Annotated in this window: 12 protein-coding genes; 7 read left to right on the top strand and 5 right to left on the bottom strand. The window is 74.3% G+C overall.

Going from position 1 to position 15,268, the window contains the following annotated elements; translation table 11 throughout:
- The first annotated feature begins 1 nt into the window (after position 1).
- Both ACFY3L_RS35355 and ACFY3L_RS35360 read left to right on the top strand, forming a co-directional pair.
- A complete protein-coding gene (locus tag ACFY3L_RS35355) occupies positions 2–1,144 on the top strand; it encodes a sensor histidine kinase (protein WP_389334280.1) in 1,143 nt (380 codons plus the stop codon).
- Entirely contained in the window at positions 1,141–1,800 is a 660-nt protein-coding gene (locus tag ACFY3L_RS35360; protein ID WP_389334283.1) for a response regulator, read from the top strand. The genes ACFY3L_RS35355 and ACFY3L_RS35360 overlap by 4 nt, the downstream gene beginning before the upstream one ends.
- Before the next feature lie 524 nt (positions 1,801–2,324).
- On the opposite strand, the gene ACFY3L_RS35365 is transcribed toward ACFY3L_RS35360, so the two are convergent.
- The 3 genes from ACFY3L_RS35365 to ACFY3L_RS35375 form a co-directional block, all read right to left on the bottom strand.
- Positions 2,325–3,128, bottom strand: a complete 804-nt coding sequence (locus tag ACFY3L_RS35365) for a DUF1996 domain-containing protein (RefSeq protein WP_389334286.1) — start codon at positions 3,126–3,128, stop codon at positions 2,325–2,327.
- Positions 3,129–3,372: 244 nt separating this feature from the next.
- Positions 3,373–5,358 (bottom strand): LuxR C-terminal-related transcriptional regulator, encoded by a 1,986-nt coding sequence (locus tag ACFY3L_RS35370; RefSeq protein WP_389334289.1) that lies wholly within the window; start codon positions 5,356–5,358, stop codon positions 3,373–3,375.
- On the bottom strand, positions 5,358–6,017 hold the full coding sequence (locus tag ACFY3L_RS35375) for a hypothetical protein (RefSeq protein WP_389334292.1): 660 nt from the start codon (positions 6,015–6,017) through the stop codon (positions 5,358–5,360). Before ACFY3L_RS35375 ends, ACFY3L_RS35370 begins: the two co-directional genes overlap by 1 nt.
- Before the next feature lie 165 nt (positions 6,018–6,182).
- Here ACFY3L_RS35375 and argS point away from each other — a divergent pair, with 165 nt between their 5' ends.
- A complete protein-coding gene (gene argS / locus ACFY3L_RS35380) occupies positions 6,183–7,943 on the top strand; it encodes an arginine--tRNA ligase (RefSeq protein WP_389334295.1) in 1,761 nt (586 codons plus the stop codon).
- Between the two features lie 253 nt (positions 7,944–8,196).
- Here the strand turns inward: argS and ACFY3L_RS35385 are convergent, their stop codons facing one another.
- Positions 8,197–9,723: a glycosyltransferase gene (locus ACFY3L_RS35385; protein WP_389334298.1), complete on the bottom strand. Its 1,527-nt coding sequence runs from the start codon at positions 9,721–9,723 to the stop codon at positions 8,197–8,199.
- Entirely contained in the window at positions 9,720–10,886 is a 1,167-nt protein-coding gene (locus ACFY3L_RS35390; protein ID WP_389334301.1) for a glycosyltransferase family 4 protein, read from the bottom strand. Before ACFY3L_RS35390 ends, ACFY3L_RS35385 begins: the two co-directional genes overlap by 4 nt.
- Positions 10,887–11,295: 409 nt before the next feature.
- Between ACFY3L_RS35390 and ACFY3L_RS35395 the strand changes: the two genes are divergently transcribed.
- From ACFY3L_RS35395 to ACFY3L_RS35410, 4 genes are all read left to right on the top strand, one after another.
- Positions 11,296–12,642: a DUF1996 domain-containing protein gene (locus tag ACFY3L_RS35395; protein WP_389334304.1), complete on the top strand. Its 1,347-nt coding sequence runs from the start codon at positions 11,296–11,298 to the stop codon at positions 12,640–12,642.
- Between the two features lie 135 nt (positions 12,643–12,777).
- The gene (locus ACFY3L_RS35400; protein WP_389334307.1) at positions 12,778–13,938 is read left to right on the top strand and encodes a sensor histidine kinase; all 1,161 of its coding nucleotides are present in this window, start codon (positions 12,778–12,780) and stop codon (positions 13,936–13,938) included.
- Complete coding sequence (locus ACFY3L_RS35405) at positions 13,935–14,582, top strand: response regulator (RefSeq protein ID WP_389334310.1); 648 nt, start codon at positions 13,935–13,937, stop codon at positions 14,580–14,582. The genes ACFY3L_RS35400 and ACFY3L_RS35405 overlap by 4 nt, the downstream gene beginning before the upstream one ends.
- A 79-nt stretch (positions 14,583–14,661) precedes the next feature.
- Positions 14,662–15,268, top strand: a 607-nt coding sequence (locus ACFY3L_RS35410; protein WP_389334313.1) for a hypothetical protein, incomplete at its 3' end; no start/stop codon positions are given.

A 15,268-nucleotide genomic window follows, 5' to 3' on the forward strand; every position in this document is an offset into this window, starting at 1 on the left:
CATGACGAAGAGGAAGATGGTCGCCGCGTTCGCCGCGGTCACGTTCATCGCCGTGCTCAGCGGGTCCGGGGAGCACCTGGCGGAGGGGTCGCTGCCGCTCGCGACGGCGCTGGCGGCGCTGCTCTGGGCGCAGCTGCGGTGGCCGCTCACCGGGCTGGTGACAGGCATCTGCGGCGTCGTGGCGATGCGCGTGGCGGAGCTGACGACGGGCGGCTGGCTGTGGCCGGTGACGCTGCTGTACGTGTGGGCGACGCTGCACGGTTCGGCGGCCGTGGACGGTTCGGTGACGCTGCTCCCCAGGGCGCGGCTGCGGGTCGTCGTCGCGATCGGGGCCGTGCACGCGGTCATGGCGTTCAACCTGGAGTGGACGGTCCTGCAGCACAGCGCGGTGTGGACGCTGCAGCACGTCGGGCCGGACGCGTTGTGGCTGACGGCCGCGCTCGCCGTGACCGTCGCGGCCGGCGGCTGGCAGCGCTGGACGCGGACGGCGATCGAGCAGCAGCGGACCGCCGAGCGGCTGCGGGTCGCGCGGGAGGTGCACGACACGGTGGCGCACACGCTGACCGTCGTCGGGGTGCACCTGAACGTGGCCGCGGACGCCCTGGACAGCGCGCCGGACGAGGCCCGGGAGGCGCTGCGCCTGGCGCAGGACGTGCGCCGCAAGGCGATGGGCGACCTGTCCTCGCTCGTGGGGGTGCTCCGCGACGACCGCCGCCCGCCCGCCGAGCCGCTGGACCTGTCGGCGTTGGTGTCGCAGGTATGCGAGGCGGGGCTCGACGCGCGGCTCACCGTCACCGGCGACGGGGCGCCGCTGCCGGTCCGCACGGCGGTCGGCCTGGTGGTGCGGGAGGCGCTGACGAACACGGTCCGGCACGCCGGCGCGCGCACCGTCACCGTCGACGTCCACTACGGGCCTGTGACGGAGGTGACGGTCACCGACGACGGCGCGGGCTCCCAGCGGGCCTCTCAGCGGACCTCCGAGCGGACCTCCGAGCGGACCTCCGAGCGGACCTCCGAGCGGGCCTCCGAGCGGGGCGAAGGGCACGGGCTGACCGGGATGCGTGAGCGTGTCGAGGCGCTCGGCGGGTCGCTCACCACGCACGGCGACGGGGGCTTCACCGTGCACGCGAGAATCCCCGCATGACGGTCAAGGTGCTGCTCGCCGACGACCAGGCCCTCGTGCGGGCCGGGTTCAGCAGCCTGCTGCGGCGCACGAGGGACATCACGGTCGTCGGCGAGGCGTCCACCGGCGACGAGGCGGTCCGGGAGGCGCGGCGGCTGCGCCCCGACGTGGTGCTGATGGACATCCGGATGCCGGGCCTCGACGGGATCGCCGCGACCGGGCGGATCGTCGCGGACCGGGAGCTCACCGGCACGCGGGTCGTGATCCTGACGACGTTCGAGACGGACGAGAACGTGTTCGCGGCGCTGCGGGCCGGTGCGAGCGGCTTCCTCACCAAGGAGGTCGAGCCCGACGAGCTGCGCCGGGCGGTCCGGGTCGTGGCGGCCGGCGAGGCGCTGCTGTCGCCGAGCGTCACGGCCCGGGTGATCGGGCAGTTCGCGCACCGTCCGGCCGGGCCGTCGGGCACGCCCGGCGACCGGCTCGCCGGCCTGACCCCGCGGGAGGTCGAGGTGGTCCGCCTGGTCGCCGCCGGCCTGTCCAACGAGGAGATCGCGCGGCAGCTGTTCATCAGCCCGCTGACCGCGAAGACCCACGTGACCCGGGCGATCGCGAAGGCCGGCGTCCGCGACCGGGTGCAGCTGGTAATCCTCGCCTACACCACCGGCCTGACCCCCTGACCGCCACTCGCGCGCCCCTTCAACCGCCCGGTACCGGCGAGCCGGATGACAACGTCGTCCGCGGCCCCCTGCCCTGCCCTGCCAAATAGGTCGGCACCGCCCCCCGGATAGTTCGGCACAAGTGGCGAACCTCTGTCCCGCCCCCGGGTATGTCGGCACAAGTACCGGACTCCTGCCCCCCGGATAGGTCCTGCCCTGCCCCCGGATAAGTCCGGCACAAGTGCCGGACTTATCCGACATTTCGTATTTATCGGGTAGGTATGACTGGAGCGCATACCAACTCGTTGATAGCCGCGTGGCCGCCGTGATCGAAGTCGTGCCGTGGTCGTCCGGGCGACCAGGGCTGTCCTTCGATCACGGCGACGGTCGGCTCGCCGTCTGTGTCGTGGCTGCGGCGTGCTTCCCGGCCACCGTTCTCGCATGGTTCAGCGCCGCCGAGGACGCCATTCGGCGCGTCCATGCCATCGCCGGCTCACCACCGCGGCGCACCGGCGGATCGTGGCCGGTCGGTGCGGCACGCACGGTCAGGGCTTGTGCTGGTCGATGCCGTAGCCGTTGCACTGGCGTCCGCCGTTGATGCAGTGGGCGACGAGCGCGGCCTGGCGGGCGGCGTCCCAGCCGTTCATGAAGTCGTAGTGGAACGAGGAGCCGTTGCCCGAGGAGTACTGCAGGCCCGAGGTGTCGCCGCCGGGCAGCTTGTAGGGCACCTTCATCTCGAACATGGGCAGCGGCACCGGGTTGCTCGCGGGGCACACGCCCTGCACCGGCCAGACGACGTGCGACTTGTGGTCGGCGCTGTCGAGGCTGCGCCCGTCCCAGCAGCTCGGCGCCTGCATCCGCACGATCAGCGACGAGCCGGCCGGGCACGACGGCGGGATGGCCTTGCCGAGGTAGCTCCCGCAGTTCCAGGTGCCGGTGAACTGCTCGGCGTCCTGCAGCCGCATGTCGCCGACGATGAGCCGGAACCCGGCGGGGAACGGCTGCACGGTCCGGTAGTCCTTGACGCCGGACTTGTAGTAGATGGTGACCTTCTCGGGCTGCACGACGGTGCCGTTGCGGGTCAGCGTCGGGAACCAGTAGGACGACGCGTCGAGCGTGTCCTCGCAGGACGTCCTCCCCTTCAGCAGGGTCTGCGGAGTGGAGGTCGCGTTGGCGGCGGGGTTGCCGACGAACGTGTGGTTGTGCGCGGCGCCGGCGAGCCCCGGGAAGACGATCGGGTCGTCGCTGAGACGGTGCGTCTCGGTGCAGTTGGCGTGGAACTCGCGGTACTGCGCCTGCGGCGGCTTGTCGGTGAACGTCTTGACCGGCGAGGCGGTGGCCGTCGGCACAGGCGTCGCGGACCCTGACCTGGACGGAGAAGGACTCACCGGATTTGTCGGAGTTGTCGAGTTCGCTGGTACGGGCGACGAAGGCGCCGGCTGCCCGGTCACGATCGGGCCCTGGTTGGGATCGCAGGCGGCGAGCAGCAGGCCCGCCGCCAGGAGAAGCCCGAGTTGTCTGCGCACGGTTGTGGTGCCTTTCGGTTCGACGGTGCCACCCGCCGCCGAACCTACGACCGGGCCACCCGGGCGGTCATGAGTCGAAAGTCCCAGTGGTCCAGCGGACGACCGCCTCGGTGCGGCTGCCGACCTGGAGCTTGGCGAAGATGTTGTACAGGTGGTTCTTCACCGTCTTCTCGGTCAGCCGCAGCCGGTCGGCGATCGCCGCGTTGGACAGCCCGTCGCAGAGCAGGTCGAGGACGTCGCGCTCGCGGTCGGTGAGGCCGAACCGGTCCCGGGCCGCCCGCCGGCTGCCCTGCTCGCGCAGCGCGGACGTGGCGACGGACGCGGCGACCGGTGACAGCCAGCCCTGCCCGGCGGCGACGGCGTGGACGGCGCGGAGCAGGTCGGGCGGGTCGAAGTGGCCGTGCACCAGGTAGCCGCGGGCGCCGCCGCGCAGCATCGAGGCGATCACGCCGGGGGTGGCGTCGCTGGTGAGGGCGAGGACCGCGGTGTGCCGGGCCAGTTCGTCCACGATGGACAGCCCGTCGGCGATCGGCATCCGGTAGTCCAGGAGCGTCACGTCGGGGCGGTGCCGCAGCGCCAGGGCGAGCGCGTCGCGGCCGTTGCCGGCCTCCCCCACGACCCGGACGTCGTCGCTGAGGTCGAGCACGCCCCGCAGCGCCTCCCGCACGACCGGGTTGTCGTCCACGACGAGCACCGTCGTCACCCCGCCACCGCCCGAGAAAGGATGCGTCATGCGCGGACCCCCACCGCCGGCGGCGGCACGGCCGGGTGCGTCATGCGTAAGATCCCCACCGCCGGCGGCGTACCGGCCGGCCGCGTCATGCGTAAGACTCCCACCGCCGGCGGCGGGCCGGCCGGGTGCGTCGGGTGGGTCATGCGTGGACCTCCATCGGGGTGACGGCGACGACCTCGTGCCGCCGCCCGGAAGGGCCGAGACCCGCAGCGAGCCGCCGACCGCCCTGGCCCGCTCCGCCATCCCGACGATGCCGAGGTGCCCGTCGGCCTGCAGCACGGCGAGGTCCCGCGGGGTGAAGCCACGGCCGTCGTCCCTGACCCTGAGTTCCAGGCGGCCGCCGGTACGACGGACCGCGACGTCGACCCGCCACGCGCCGGCGTGACGGGCGACGTTCTGCAGCGCCTCGGCCAGGATGCGCACCAGCTCGTAGCGCACCTCGACGCCGGGCTCCGCCGGCTCGGCGTCGACGCGGACCGCGATCCCGGACCGGTCGGACCAGTCGCGGGCGGTCGCCCTGACCGTGTCGGCGAAGCTGAGGTCGAGGTGGTCGATCCGCAGCCCTTCGAGGAGCTCGCGGGCCTCCCGGGCGGCGGCCTCCGCGCCGCGGGAGACGGTGCCGGCGAGCCGTTCGGCCAGGGCCGGGTGGCGGCGCAGCGACTGCGGCAGGGCGAGCGCGGCGAACGACACCCCGCGCAGCGTCTTGGCGACCGAGTCGTGCAGCTCCCGGGCCAGCCTGGCCCGTTCGGAGGCGGCCGCGGAGCGCTGCGCGGCCGCGATCACGTCGACGGCGAGGTCCAGGTGGCGCTGCAGGGCGCCGGCCGCGGCGGCCGCCCCGATCCCGGCGAGCACGCTGATCATCGGGAACGCGACGACGAACGCCGCCACGTCCGGCGGCGGGTCGTTGGCGCGCAGGACCGCTCCGGCGGCGGCGAACCCGAGGGCCGCCTGCACCACCCACAGCAGCAGCGCCCGCATCCCGAGCAGCGCCCCGCCGAGCGCGGCCGACCCGGCGACGTAGCAGAAGAACGCCATCCCGCCCCGGCTGAGCGCCAGCACCGCCACGGCGACCGCAAGGTCCACGGCGAGCGCCGGCCACGGGTGCCGGGTCACCGCGGGCCACCGCGTCAGGGCGCTCACCTCGGCGACGGTGCCGGCCGCGACCGTCGCGATCACCGCCACGATCCGCCACCAGTCGTCGACGAGCAGCAACCCGGCCGCCGCCGCGGTCGACGCGATCGCCGCCCGCCCGAGCAGCACGGCTCGCGCGATCGCGGCGGGCGCCGCGCTCGCGGCCGGTGGGGCCGGGTGCGGAGGCATCAGTGCAGCTGCAGGTCGTCGATGAAGAAACGGTAGGCGTTGGGCAGCATGTCGGTCGCGACGACCAGGTCGATGCGGCGGACCGGGCGGCCGGGGGCGAGCTCGCGCAGGTCGACGTCGAACGGGGTCCACACGTCGACCGGGGCGGTGAGCACGAGCGGTGGCGTGCCGGCCGGGTCGGGGGTCGCGGACACCGTGACGCGCAGGACCGTGCCGTGGACGCGGCCGCCGTACACGCGGAACGTGAGGCGGGTCGCGGCCACCGGGGTGGCGGCGACGAGGGCGACGGCCGCGGTCTTCTCCTTCGGCTCGACCCGCAGCGCCACCTGGTCGGTGCCGGGCACGACGCCGTTGGTGACGACCTTCACCCCGACGCTGCGGACGCTCCATCCGGTGCCGACGGCGGCGCCGTAGACGGTGCAGGCGGGCCTGGCGCTGCCGGCGGTGCCGCACGGCGACGCCGCTGGAGCGGCCGGCGACACGGGCGGCGACGGCGACGCAGACCGGCCCGCGGTGCCGACCGCGGACGTCGAGGCGTCGGCCGCCGGTACCGGCGAAGAAACCGCTGAAGGAGCTGCCGCGGGCGACGGGTCGTGGTCGCGCGGGAGCAGCAGCGGTGGCACACCGACCGTCACCAGGCCGATGGCGACCGCCAGCATGCCGAGCCTGACCCGTCGCGAGAATATGCGGCGACCCTACTGGAATCCGCGGGTAGGGTGGACGCACCATGACGACGACGAGCGCGGCCACGCGACGACGACGGTAACGACACCGCCGTCCGTCCCTGCTGCCCGCCTTCTGCCGTCGTCGTTTGGAGCCTCACGATGGTCGTGCCGTCGTTCGCCACGCTGCTCACTGCCCGGATCACCGCCGCCCTCCCCGCCGGTTTCGACGTCCCGGCCGGTTTCGACCCGCAGGTCCGCCTGTCGGAGCACGCCGACCTGCAGGCCGACGGCATCCTGGCGCTCGCCCGGCCGCTGCGGCGGTCACCGCGGCAGCTCGCCGCCGAGGTCGCCGCCTCGCTGCCCGGCGGCTTCGTCGCGGACGTGCGGGTCGCCGGGCCGGGCTTCCTCAACGTCACGCTGACCGGGGAGGCGCTGCTCGGCCGGGTCGCGGAGCGGCTCGCCGACCCGCGGCTCGGGGTCGGGCTGCCGGAGACCGGCGTGCGGACCGTGCTGGACTATTCGCATCCGAACGTGGCCAAGGAGATGCACGTCGGGCACCTCCGGTCGACGATCATCGGCGACGCCCTCGCCCGGGTCCTGACCCACCTCGGCGGCACCGTCGTCCGGCAGAACCACATCGGCGACTGGGGCACCCAGTACGGGATGCTCATCCAGTACCTGGCGGAGCACCCGTCGGACACGTCGGCGCTCACCGTGCGGTACAAGACGGCGTACGCGCTGTTCCAGGACGACCCCGCGTTCGCGGCACGGTCGCGGTCGCGGGTCGTGGCGCTGCAGGGCGGCGACCCGGACAGCCTCGCCGTCTGGCGCGCGATGGTCGAGGAGTCGGCGCGCTACTTCTCCGACGTGTACGAGCGGCTGGGCGTCCTGCTCACCGCCGCCGACATCGCCGGGGAGAGCAGCTACAACCCGATGCTGGCCGGCGTCGCCGAGGACCTGGCCGCCTCGGGCGTGGCCCGGGTCAGCGACGGTGCGCTGTGCGTGTTCACCGACGGCGCCGATGGAGCCGACGGTGCCGACGGTGCCGGCGCGCCGCTCATCGTGCGCAAGAGCGACGGCGGGTTCGGCTACCCCGCCACCGACCTGGCCGCGGTCCGGCACCGGGTCACGACCCTGCGGGCCGACCGGATCGTCTACGTCGTCGACGCGCGGCAGGCGCCGCACTTCCGGATGGTGTTCGACGCCGCCCGGCGGGCCGGGTGGCTGCCGCCACACGTCGAGGCGGTGCACGCCGCGTTCGGGATGGTGCTGGGCGCGGACGGGCGGCCGTTCAAGACCCGGTCCGGTGACACCGCCCCGCTCGTCGGGCTGCTCGGCGAGGCGGTCGAGCGGGCCACGGCGGTCGTCGCGGCGAAGAACCCGTCGCTGCCCGCGGACGAGCTCGCGGAGCGGGGCCGGGAGGTGGGGATCGGCGCGGTGAAGTACGCCGACCTGTCCACCAGCCGGACCCGCGACTACCTGTACGACCCCGACCGGATGATGGCGCTGACCGGCAACACGAGCGTGTACCTGCAGTACGCGCACGCGCGGCTCCGGTCGGTGCTGGCGAAGGCCGCCGCCGCCGTGCCACCGGTCCAGGTCGACGCGCCGCCGGTCCGGGTCGACGCGCCGCCGGTCCGGGTCGACGCGCCGCTGGAGGACGTGGAGCGGGCGCTGATCCTGCGGCTGGACGGGTTCGGCGACGTCGTCGCGGGCGTCGCGGCCGGTTGCGAGCCGCACCGGCTCTGCACGTACCTGTTCGAGCTCGCCCAGACGGTGACCGCGTTCTACGAACGGTGCCCGGTCCTCAAGGCACCCGAACCCGTGCGGGGCAACCGGATCGCACTGTGCGCGCTGACCGCCTCGACGCTGGCGGCCGGGCTCGGCCTGCTCGGGATCGCCGCCCCCGAGCGACTCTGAGCCGCTTTTCCGGCTGCCCTTCGCCGCTCCCGCTGCTGTTTCCGCTGCGGTACTGCCATGCGCCCCTCCACGACGACACGACGGTGCGCAGCCCCTCACGGCGACACAACAACGCGGCGACACCGCAGTCCTTCACAGCGACACGACGACGCGGCGGCGAGGCAGCGCTTCACGGCGGCGAGGCCGGAGCGCACCGACGGTGGACAGGCACCTCACCGGCGGCCGCCCGGCCCGGCGTCAGCCGCGCCCGGCGTCAGCCGCGCTCGGCGTCGACGAGGTCGCTCTCGTGCGGAAGGCCCCGGTCGGCGGCGCGCGATTCGGGGACCACGGCACCGCCGGCCGTCACGCCGGAAGCCATGTCGGACGTGTCGGCTGAGTCGGGTGTCGCGCCGGTCGCGGGCGCAGCCCCGTCGACACCGCCAGCCGCCGGGACGTCAGCATCGCCCGCCACCGGGACATCGGCATCAGCCGCCGAAACATCAGCATCGCCAACCGCCAGAACTTCGGCGCCGCCGGCCGCCGAGACACCGGCATCCCCCACCGCCGGGACGTCAGCACTCCCCGCCGCCAGGACATCGACCTCACCCACGGCCGGGACGTCAGCATGAGCCGCCGAAACATCAGCACAACCCACGGGCGGGACGTCGGTGTCGTTCTGGTCGGCGACGGCGTCGCACGTCGGCGGCGAGGCCACGGCACACGGCGAGGCAGGGCCGGTGGGGCTGAGTTGCGACGGGACGGTGGGCGTCGTGTTCGTGAGAGCCGCGGGCTGGAGAGCCGCCGCCTCGCCGCGCCACGGGCGGCCGAGGCGGGCGTGGCGGTGGCGGTCGGCGGCGCGGGCGGCGCGGTAGAGCCGGACGTACAGTGCGGGAGCCGCCCTGATGAGCAGCACCGCCGCGGCGAGGACGACCTGCCGGTGCCGGAGCGCGGCCCAGGCGTCGCGGGGGCGCAGGCCGCGGCGGGCGGCGCCGACCGCGTTCCAGGCGTCGGCGGACAGCTCCCCCTCCGACGAGCGGGCCGCGGCGCCCGCGACCGCCAGGGCGCCGGCCCGGAGGCGGAAGTGCTGCCGCGCGGCGGGCGAGCCGGTGCCGTCGAGGACGAACAGGGCCTCCTCGACGGCGGCGGCGCGCTCGGCGGTGCGCGGGTTGAAGCGGGACACGGGGCGGTGCAGGTGGAAGTACGCGGGGCCGGCGACGAACGCGACCGTCCGCGCCCGCAGCAGCAGCCAGGCCATGACGGCGACGTCCTCGTGGCGCGGCCCGTGCGGGAAGGTGAGCCCGTCGAGCAGGTCGCGGCGGACGAGCTTGTTCGTCACGCCGGAGCGGATGCGGCGGAACAGGAACTCCTCGACCGCCTGCGGGCCGGTCCAGACGGTGGCGGTGTCGCGGGACGGCAGCGGCGGGCCGCTGACGCCGTCCTCGGTGACGGGCACCGTGCCGGCCACGACGATGTCGGCACGGTGCCCGTCACCGAACACGGCCGACGTGAGCGAGGCGAGCAGCTCCGGGTCGACCCAGTCGTCGCCGCCGACGAACCAGACGTACTCCCCAGTCGCCGCGGCCAGGCCCGTGTTGCGGGCCGCGGCCAGCCCGCGCGGGGCGTCGTGCCGCAGCACCCGCACCGGGAACGGCGCGTCGTCGGGCACCGGGCTCAGCTCGTCGGTGTCGTCGACGACGATCAGGTCGACGGTGACGCCGTCGGGCACCCGGGTCGCGAGCAGTGAAGGCAGGGCGCGAGCGGTCCTGCAGACGGGCATGATGACGCTGACCGTGACACTCATCGCCTGGTCACCTCCACTTCGGTCAACGATCCAGCCGCGTGGTGCGACGCGCGCGGGACCGGGGCTGGAATCGTGCCGAGGGCCGTGGCGTAGGCGTCCGCGAGCGCGGCGGCCTGCGCCTGGGGCGTGTGCCGGGCCGCGAACGTCTCCTGCAGCCGCGGCCGTGACGGTCGACCGGTGGTGAGGACGGTGGCGAGCTCTGCGGCGACGGCCTCGGCGGTGCCGAGGTCCGGGTCGAGGCCGAGGGAGTCCAGGGCGGGGATGCTGCGGGCGACGATCGGCAGCCCGGCGGCGGCCGCCTCCAGCAGCGGCAGCGGGCAGCTCTCCCAGGCGGCCGTGTGCAGGTACACGTCGGCGCCGGCGAGATGGTTGCGCACCTCCGTCGGCGACCGCCAGCCGGTGACCCGGACGCCGGCGGCGCGCAGGGCGGCCTCACCGCGCGGGTCGCCGCCGCCGACCCACGCCCAGGTGACCTCGGGCGAAGCGGGCAGCAGGGCCTTGACCCGCAGGAGGAAGTCGAAGTCCTTCTGCGCGCCGACCCGGCCGACGGTGACGACCGACCCCGTGTGCCGGGCGCGGTCCGGGCGGGCGGTGCGCGCGCGGGTCGTGTTGGGCACGACGACGGCGGGAATGCCGAGCTCGGTAGCGAGGTCGGCCTCCCGCGGGCTGACGCAGACGGCGAGGTCGGTCGAGGCCGCGACGGCCCGCTCCGCGCCGCGCAGCAGGCGCAGGGCGGCGGCCGGCAGGTCGGTGCGTTCGAAGCCGAAGCAGTGCGGCGTGTAGAGGATCGCGGGCCCGGTCGCGGACCGGGCGACCGCCGGGATCACGGTGCGCCCGACCAGGCCGGCCCGGCCGCCGTGCAGGTGCACGATGCGCGGCGCGACGGCGGGCAGCATCTCGCGCAGCGCCCGGCCGAGCCGGACCAGGCCGCCGCCCAGGCCACCCCCGCCGCCGGCGTCGCGGCTGCCGGCGAACAGGTCCTCGAACCGGATCGGAAGGTCGCCGGGGGCCGCCGTCCGGGCGCGACCCCTGCCGGCGCCGCGGCGGAAGAGCAGATGGTGCTCGAACTGGGGCGTGGAGCGGACGAACTCGACGATCGCGGCGGCCGTCCCGCCGCTCATCGACTCGGTGACGTGCAGGATCCGCGGGGTCTCTCGCCGCATGGCAACCTCCCGTTCAGCCGTGCACGGAGAGTATCAGTCAAACCACGCTATGTAGGCGCAAACCGGGCGTGCGACACGATCGACTGGAGAGCGCTCTCCATCCATGCCTTAAGTTCCGCTGAGATACGCCCGATATGTGCGCTTTCGCACCCGCCGGACGTCGCCACGTATTGACGGACCGGCCACACGGGCGCAACATTTGGGAGAGCGCTCTCCAAGGCGCTTCCCGCCACCCGGTTCCACCGCCGGCACCGGCGACGCGCGTGACCGCCTCACGCGCGTCGAGCACCACCGGACCGGCGACGGCGCCCGCCCACACCCTGGGAGCTCGATGAGTACACGACCGAGTACAAGACGGCTCAGAAGAATCCTGGCCCCCATCGGGGTCACCACCGCGGTGGTCGCATCGATGGTTGTCGGCGCGTTTCAGCTGACCGCCGCCGACGCCGCCGACGCCACCCTGCTCTCGCTCAACAAGCCCGCGCTGGCCTCCTCGCAGGAGCTCGGCGAGTCGCCGCCGGCGGGCGCGTTCGACAACAACCCGAGCACCCGCTGGGGCAGCCAGTGGAGCGACCCGCAGTGGCTGCGCGTCGACCTCGGCGCCACCGCCACCATCACGCAGGTCGTCCTGCAGTGGGAGAACGCCTACGGCAAGGCGTTCCAGATCCAGACCTCGCCCGACGGCAACGCCTGGACGAGCATCTACAGCACCACCACCGGCACCGGCGGCACGCAGACGCTCAACGTCAACGGCTCCGGCCGCTACGTGCGGATGTACGGCACGCAGCGCGGCACCGGCTACGGGTACTCGCTGTGGGAGTTCAAGGTCTACGGCACGTCCACCGGCACCCCGCCGCCGACCAGCGGCCCCGGCTGGGTCGACGCGCCCAACCCGGTCACCGGCGTGACCCCGTCGACGGCGACCCCGCCGGCGACGAACCCGCCGACGACGCACCACGAGTTCCAGGCGAACTGCTCGGTGAGCCGCAGCAACCTCAACGACGACCCGATCGTGTTCTTCGGCCTGCCGGGCGCGTCGCACTCGCACACGTTCATGGGCAACACCACCACCAACGCCAACACGACCCTGTCGTCGCTGCAGGCCGGTGGCACCGCCTGCATCACGCCGGGCGACAAGACGGCGTACTGGATGCCGACCCTGCTCAACAACGGCGTCGCCGTGCAGCCCGTCGGCCGCCAGGTCATCTACTACAAGAGCGGCGTCCTCGACTGGCGCAGCGTCCGGCCGATGCCGGCCGGTCTGCGGTTCGTCGTGGGCAGCCCGTCCTCGACGCTCGACCAGTTCAAGAACCACCCGGGCGCGGTCGAGGGCTTCGAGTGCGGTGACCTGACCCGCCAGTGGGACATCCCCGCCAACTGTGTCGCGGGCAGCCAGCTCAACGTCCGGTTCCAGGCCCCCAGCTGCTGGGACGGCCTGCACCTGGACTCGCCCGACCACAAGGCGCACATGGCCTACCCGGTCGTGGGTGTCTGCCCGTCGTCGCACCCGGTCGCCGTCAACATGATCGAGTTCAAGATGGCGTGGCCGGTCAGCGGCAACATGGCGAACGTGGCGTTCTCCAGCGGCCGCGGCTACTCGTTCCACTACGACGTGTACAACGCCTGGGACCCGCCGACCCTGGCCGCACTGACCACCCACTGCATCAACGGTGGCCTGCAGTGCAACCCGCGCGGCTTCGACCAGTACAAGCCGGAGCGCGGCGCGGCGCTCAACGAGAACTACGTCCTGCCGTAACCGGAAGGCCGTAACTCGGAAAGTCGTAACCGCAAGGCCGTAACGAACGAAACACCGGTCGGCGCCCCGTTCCGTCATGGCGGGGCGCCGACCGCTGTCTATGCGACCAGCGCCGGAACGCGTAGAGTCCCGGCCGTGGGGCAGCATGTCGACAGGGTCGTGGCACCGGCCGCCCTGGGACGTGCGGTGCTGCTCGCCCGGGCCGCCGCCACGCTCACCGCCGGCGCCGTCGGGGTCCGTCTCGTCGCCGACCCCCGCCCGCTCCTGGCCGCCCTGGCCGTCGTCGCCGTCACCACCGCCGCCGGGCTGGCCGTGCTCTCCCGGCACCCGCACGTCGCGGGGCACCCGATCCCGGTCCTCGCCGCCGACGCGCTCACGGTCGCCGGTGTGCTCGCCCTCGACGGTGGCGGGGTCGCCTTCCACTGCTGCGCCGTCGGCGCGTCCGCCCTCGCCGGGGTCCTCGCGGGCATGCGCGCGCTGCCGCTGGCCGCCGGCTACACCGCGCTCGGCTACACCGTCGCCGCCACGGTCCTGCCCGCCGGTGCCGACCCGGAGCTGGCCGGCTTCATGCTCACGTTCCCGATCGCCTGCGTCCTCGCCACCGCCGGCGCCGCCGTCACGACCGCCGCCCTGCGCCGCCACATGGAGCTGTCGGTGCGGGTCGTCGCCTCGGCACAACGTACCGCCGCCGCTTCGGAACGCGCCCGCCTGGCCCGGGAGCTGCACGACTCCGTCACCAAGACCCTGCGCGGGGTCACCTTCGCCGCGCTCGCGCTGCCCCAGTCCCTGCGCCGCCACCCCGACCTCGCCGAACAGCTCGCCGGCACCGTCTCCCGCGGCGCGGAGGTGGCCGCCCAGGAGGCCCGCGAGCTCGTCGACGGCCTGCGCCTGGACACCCTCGACGGCGACTTCGCCGACACCGTCCAGGCGATCTGCCGGCGTTGGTCGCAGGTGTACGGCATCCCGGTGCGACTCGTCACCGCCCCGGCCGACCCGCCGGTCGCGGTCCGGTACGAGCTGTGCCGCATCCTCCAGGAGGCCCTGCAGAACGTCGCCCAGCACGCGTCGGCGAACGGGACCACCGTCAGCCTGCACCAGGGGCGCCGGCACCTGCTCCTGCGCGTCCACGACGACGGTCGCGGGTTCGGGCTGCCCGCCGACCTCTCCGAGCTGCGCACCGCACAGCATTTCGGGCTGATCGGCATGTACGAGCGGGCGAGCGCCATCCAGGGGAGCCTGCACGTCGCGTCCGCGCCTGGCCGCGGCACGACCATCGAGGTGACGGTGCCGGCATGATCGAGGTCCTGATCGTCGACGACAACCCGATCGTCCGCGCGGCGCTGCGGGGCTACCTGGACGGCCTCGACGGCGTCCGGGTCGTCGCCGAGGCCGCGGACGGGCGCGAGGCCGTCACGCAGGCGCGGGCACACCGCCCGGCCGTGACGCTCCTCGACCACCGGATGCCGGTCGCCGACGGCCTGTCCGCGCTCGGCGAGCTGACCCGGCTGAGCGGCGTCCTCGTCATCACCAGCGACGCCGACCCCGGCCTCATCGGGCGGATGCTGCGCGGCGGCGCCCGCGGGTACCTCGTGCACGGCGCGTTCGACCCCGACGAGCTGCGCCGGGCCGTGCTCGCCGTCGCCGCCGGGCAGGGGTGGCTGTCACCGGCCGCGGCGGCCGTCGCGACGGCGACCGTCCGGGCACAGGCGTCGCGGGAGGAGCTCGCGGAGCGGCAGGAGGAGACGCTCGCCCGGCACCGGCTGACCCGCCGCGAAAAGGACGTCCTGGACCTCCTCGCGGAAGGGCTGTCCAACGCGGCGATCGCACACCGCCTGCTGCTGACCGAGAAGACGGTGAAGAACCACCTCCACCACATCTTCGCGAAGCTGCACGTCCGGGGCCGCATGGAGGCGGTACTGCTGTGGACCGGCCGCCGGTGAGCGACGCACCCTCGACGCCCGGCACGCCCGGCACGCCCGCTGCCCCTGGGGCGTCCACTGCCTCAGGGGCCTCCGCTGCATGTGGGGCGTCCGCTGCTTCGGCGGCGCCCGGCACGCCCTCCGCGCCCCGGCCGCCCTCCACGCCCGGCACGTCCGCCGCCTCGGGAACGTCCGCTGCCCCTGGGACCTCCGCTGCTTCTGCGACGCCCGTTGCTTCCGCGGCGCCCGGCACGTCCACTGCATCCGCGGCGCCCGTTGCTTCCGCGGCGCCCGGCACGTCCACTGCATCCGCGGCGCCCGGTGCGCCCGGCACCTCCGCTGCCCCTGGAGCGTCCGCCGCGTCCGCCGCCTCGGGAACGTCCGCTGCTTCTGCGGCCTCCGCTGCTTCTGCGACGCCCGTTGCTTCCGCGGCGCCCGGCACGTCCACTGCATCCGCGGCGTCCGCTGCGCCCGGCACCTCCGCTGCCCCTGGGGCGTCCGGCGCGTCCGCCGCCTCTGGGGCGTCCACTGCCTCTGGAGCGCCCGCTGCGCCCGGCACGACCACTGCGCCCGGCACGACCACTGCGCCCGGGGCGTCCACTGCTTCTGCGGCGCCTGTGTCCGGCGCGCTCACTGCTTCCGCGGCGCCCGCTGCACCCAACGCGTCCACTGCATCCGCGGCGCCCGGCATGTCTGCTGCATCTGCG

The sequence above is a fragment of the Dactylosporangium sp. NPDC000521 genome (genome assembly GCF_042898305.1).
Taxonomy (GTDB): Bacteria; Actinomycetota; Actinomycetes; order Mycobacteriales; family Micromonosporaceae; genus Dactylosporangium.

Bases quoted from the DNA above. Each gene is read 5' to 3' on its own strand.
- ACFY3L_RS35355 (WP_389334280.1), top strand. From the start codon at position 2: ATGACGAAGAGGAAGATGGTCGCCGCGTTCGCCGCGGTCACGTTCATC.
- ACFY3L_RS35360 (WP_389334283.1), top strand. From the start codon at position 1,141: ATGACGGTCAAGGTGCTGCTCGCCGACGACCAGGCCCTCGTGCGGGCC.
- ACFY3L_RS35370 (WP_389334289.1), bottom strand. From the start codon at position 5,358: ATGCCTCCGCACCCGGCCCCACCGGCCGCGAGCGCGGCGCCCGCCGCG.
- ACFY3L_RS35375 (WP_389334292.1), bottom strand. From the start codon at position 6,017: ATGCTGGCGGTCGCCATCGGCCTGGTGACGGTCGGTGTGCCACCGCTG.
- argS (WP_389334295.1), top strand. From the start codon at position 6,183: ATGGTCGTGCCGTCGTTCGCCACGCTGCTCACTGCCCGGATCACCGCC.
- ACFY3L_RS35385 (WP_389334298.1), bottom strand. From the start codon at position 9,723: ATGAGTGTCACGGTCAGCGTCATCATGCCCGTCTGCAGGACCGCTCGC.
- ACFY3L_RS35390 (WP_389334301.1), bottom strand. From the start codon at position 10,886: ATGCGGCGAGAGACCCCGCGGATCCTGCACGTCACCGAGTCGATGAGC.
- ACFY3L_RS35395 (WP_389334304.1), top strand. From the start codon at position 11,296: ATGGTTGTCGGCGCGTTTCAGCTGACCGCCGCCGACGCCGCCGACGCC.
- ACFY3L_RS35405 (WP_389334310.1), top strand. From the start codon at position 13,935: ATGATCGAGGTCCTGATCGTCGACGACAACCCGATCGTCCGCGCGGCG.